The following is a 3,829-nucleotide window of genomic DNA, read 5'->3' as shown; positions in this document are numbered from 1 at the left end:
CACCCCCCCCACCCCCCCCTCCCCTCCCCCCCCCCCGCGCGGGGTACGGCCCCGGCGCCGCCCCCCGCCCGTACCACCGGCACGTCGCCGGCATCCCACACGAGCCCCACCTGACCCGGTACGCTGTGGCGCCCCCACCCTCCGACTTCCCGAGGATCCGCGTGCCGTCCGAGCTGACCGTCACCGACCCACCGGCACCTCCCGCGGTCAACCCGGACACCCCGCCGCCCGCCCGCCCCCACCGCCGGCTGCTCATCGCGCTGGCGGCAGCCTGGCTGGTTCCCGCGGTGGCGTACCCCCTGCACCTCGCCTGGCTGCTGCCCCCGCTCGTGCTGCTGGCCACCGCCAGCCTGCTGCGCGGCGGCCGCACCCTGCTCGACCGGCTCATGCTCGCTGTGCTGCTGCTCGTCGGCGCCACCACCATCGCCGGTCTGCTCTTCTCGGTCTGGCCGTGGGGGCTGCACCCCGTCGCGGTCACCGGCGCCGCGCTGACAGCGCTCACTCTCATCGCGGCGGCCACCGGTAGACGTCCCACCCTGCCTCGCCCCGGCTGGACCGACCTGCTGCCGATCGTCGCCACCGTCGCCACCGTCGGCTACCTCACCCTGCCCTGGCTACGCGCCTCCACCCTCGCCGGACGCCTCAGCCTGCTCGCCCTCGGCGAGGACAACTTCCGCCACGTCGCCCTCGTCGACGCCATCGGCCGGCACGGCGGGTACGTCTTCCTCGACCCGGCCGGTTCCCGGGACGACATCGTCTCGTTGCTCGTCCGCTATCCGCAGGGCTGGCATTTCACCACCGCGCTCCTCGACGCGCACCTGCGCTCGGCCACCGGCACGCCCAGCGGGGTCAGCAGCCTCACCCACTACGGATGGTGGTGCTTCGCCACCCTCGGCCTCCTCGTGCTCACGCTGTTCTGGGCCGCCCAGCGACTGTCCGGTCCGCAGCACCCGCTGCACCGGGTCGTCCTGACCATCGTCATCGGCGCCCTCGTCCTCGGCAGCCAACTGCCCCGCCTGCTGATCGCCGGCTACCCCAGCGAGGTGCTCGGGCTCGCCCTCGCCGTCGGGCTGACCGCGCTTGTCGTACGCCCCCTCGCCGGCAACCGGGAACAACTCGTCCTGCTCGGGGCCCTGCTCACCGGAATCGGCTTCACCTACTACCTGTACCTCCCCCCGGCCGGGCTGCTCGTGCTCGGCTGGCTCATCGCGCACCGCCGCGAGCTGACCCAGGTCCGCCGTACGCTGCTCGGCGTCGGCCTGCTCACCGCGCTTCTCGCCCCGCTGCCCCTGCTGCTCGGCATCCTCGGCGCCGGCCAGACCGAAGCGCTCGACGCGAAAGCCGGCCCGGAACTCGCCGAGGCGTGGCACGCCCTGCTCGGCCTCACCCCGATCGTGCTGATCGGCCTGGTGATCCAGGCCCGCCGCGCCGACCGCGCCTGGCGCCGCCACCTCGCGGCCGTGCTGGTGGCCGTCGGGTTCGCCCTCGCCATCGCCCTGGCCAACATCGTCGCCGGCGTCCAGCCCGCCTACTACTTCATGAAGGGCACACACCTCGCCCTCGTCGGACTGATCGTCGGCACCGCCGCCCTGGTCCGGCTGCTGCCCGTCCCGTCCGGCGGCGAGCGCGGTGTCCGCGCCGCCGCGATCCCCGCGCTCGCCGCCGCCCTGGCCGTGCTCACCGTCGTGACCCTCTGCGGGCTCACCGGTTGGCGCGGCAGCGTGCTCGTGGTCGACAAGCAGAGCTGGACCCAGCTGTGGGTCCGGCACAGCGTCGACAAACCGTCGAGAGTGGCCCAGGTCTGCGCCGCCGCGTACCGCCGTCATCCCGTCCAACCGGGCACCGTCACCGTCGTGCTGGACCGGGGCGGCTACCGCGGCTACGTCGAGTCGATCTGCCTCTCCGCCCTGCAGGGCACCACCGCGCAGACGGAACGGGCCATCTATCTGCCGATGTTCGAGGAACCGGAGCGCACCCGCAAGATCCTGCGCGGCGCGCGCGGCCCGATCCGGCTGCTGATCAGCGACCCGTCCGCGCAGCGACGCGTCGACAAGCTGCTGACCAGGTACCCCGAGCTGCGCCCCCGGGTCACCACCGTGCCAATGATCATCAAGTACTGAACGCGGCGGGCGGGCCACGGGCCGACACCCGTAACCCGCCCACGCCGCCGTGCCCCCGTCCCCGAACAGTCGGACTACGCTCGACGTGACGGGGGACCGGGTCGGGCGAGCGAAGCGGGTAGGTCGATGAGCGTAAGACGGATCATGGGCACCGAGGTCGAGTACGGCATCTCCGTGCCCGGCCAGGCCGGAGCCAACCCGATGGTCACCTCGTCCCAGGTGGTCAACGCCTACGGGGCCCGGCCCGAGCTCAACCGGGGCGGGCGTGCCCGCTGGGACTACGAGGAGGAGTCGCCGCTGCGCGACGCCCGCGGCTTCACGTACTCCGGGGCCGCGTACGACCCCGCCGAGGCTCTCGCCGACGAGGACCTCGGCCTGGCCAACGTGATACTCACCAACGGCGCACGCCTCTACGTGGACCACGCCCACCCCGAATACTCCACACCCGAGGTCACCACCCCCCGCGACATCGTGCGCTGGGACAAGGCCGGCGAGCGGGTCATGGCCGAGGCGTCCCGCCGGGCCGCCACCATCCCCGGCAGCCAGCCGATCCACCTCTACAAGAACAACACCGACAACAAGGGCGCCAGCTACGGCGCCCACGAGAACTACCTGATGCGCCGGCAGACCCCGTTCGCCGACATCGTGGCGTACCTGACGCCGTTCTTCGTGACCCGGCAGATCGTCTGCGGCGCCGGCCGCGTCGGCATCGGGCAGGACGGCGGGCAGAGCGGCTTCCAGATCTCGCAGCGCGCCGACTTCTTCGAGGTCGAGGTCGGCCTGGAAACCACCCTCAAGCGGCCGATCATCAACACCCGCGACGAGCCGCACGCCGACGCCGACAAGTACCGCCGGCTGCACGTCATCATCGGCGACGCCAACCTCTCCGAGATCTCCACCTACCTCAAGGTGGGCACCACCGCGCTGATCCTCACCATGATCGAGGAGAAGGCGCTCGGCCCCGACCTCGGCATCGCCGACCCGGTCAGCGAACTGCGCGCGGTCAGCCACGACCCCTCGCTCACGCACCTCATGAGGCTGCGCGACGGCCGCCGGCTGACCGCCCTGGACGTGCAGTGGGCGTACCTGGAGCGGGTGCGGTCCTTTGTCGACGACCGCTACGGCACCGACGTCGACGAGCAGACCGCCGACGTGCTGGACCGCTGGGAGGACGTGCTGGACCGGCTCGGCCGCGACCCGATGCTCTGCGCCGACGAACTGGACTGGGTGGCCAAGCTGCGGCTGCTGGAGGGCTACCGGGAGCGGGAGAAGCTCGGCTGGGGCTCGCACAAGCTCCAGCTCGTCGACCTGCAGTACTCCGACGTACGCCCGGAGAAGGGCCTCTACAACCGGCTGGTCTCCCGCGGGGCGATGAAGACGCTGCTCACCGACGAGGAGACCCGCAGCGCCATGACCGAGCCCCCGGAGGACACCCGGGCCTACTTCCGTGGCCGCTGCCTCGCCCAGTACGCCTCCGAGGTGGTCGCCGCGAGCTGGGACTCGGTGATCTTCGACGTGGGCCGCGAGTCGCTGGTCCGGGTGCCGATGATGGAGCCGGAGCGGGGCACCCGCGCCCACGTCGGCGCCCTGTTCGACCGCTGCGCCAGCGCCAAGGACCTCCTGGAGACGCTGACCGGCGGCTGAACGCGGCCCCGAAAGCCCGCTGTGCGCCGCAAGCCGGCGCGCAGCGGGCTTTTCGTCGTCCGAGC

General features: G+C 72.5%; 2 protein-coding genes. Both read left to right on the top strand.

Annotated features, from left to right (window positions below):
- The first annotated feature begins 161 nt into the window (after nt 1-161).
- Nucleotides 162-2,120 (top strand): hypothetical protein, encoded by a 1,959-nt coding sequence (locus tag ABZU46_RS31300; protein WP_354863301.1) that lies wholly within the window; start codon nt 162-164, stop codon nt 2,118-2,120.
- A 126-nt stretch (nt 2,121-2,246) separates the two neighbouring features.
- Nucleotides 2,247-3,764, top strand: coding sequence for a depupylase/deamidase Dop (dop, locus tag ABZU46_RS31295; RefSeq protein ID WP_354863300.1), 1,518 nt, complete (start codon nt 2,247-2,249; stop codon nt 3,762-3,764).
- Nucleotides 3,765-3,829: the final 65 nt, after the last annotated feature.

Source organism: Micromonospora sp. NPDC005197, assembly GCF_040608295.1.
GTDB lineage: Bacteria > Actinomycetota > Actinomycetes > Mycobacteriales > Micromonosporaceae > Micromonospora.
Note: the sequence above shows the minus strand (reverse complement) of the source record. Positions and strands in the feature narration are given on the sequence as shown.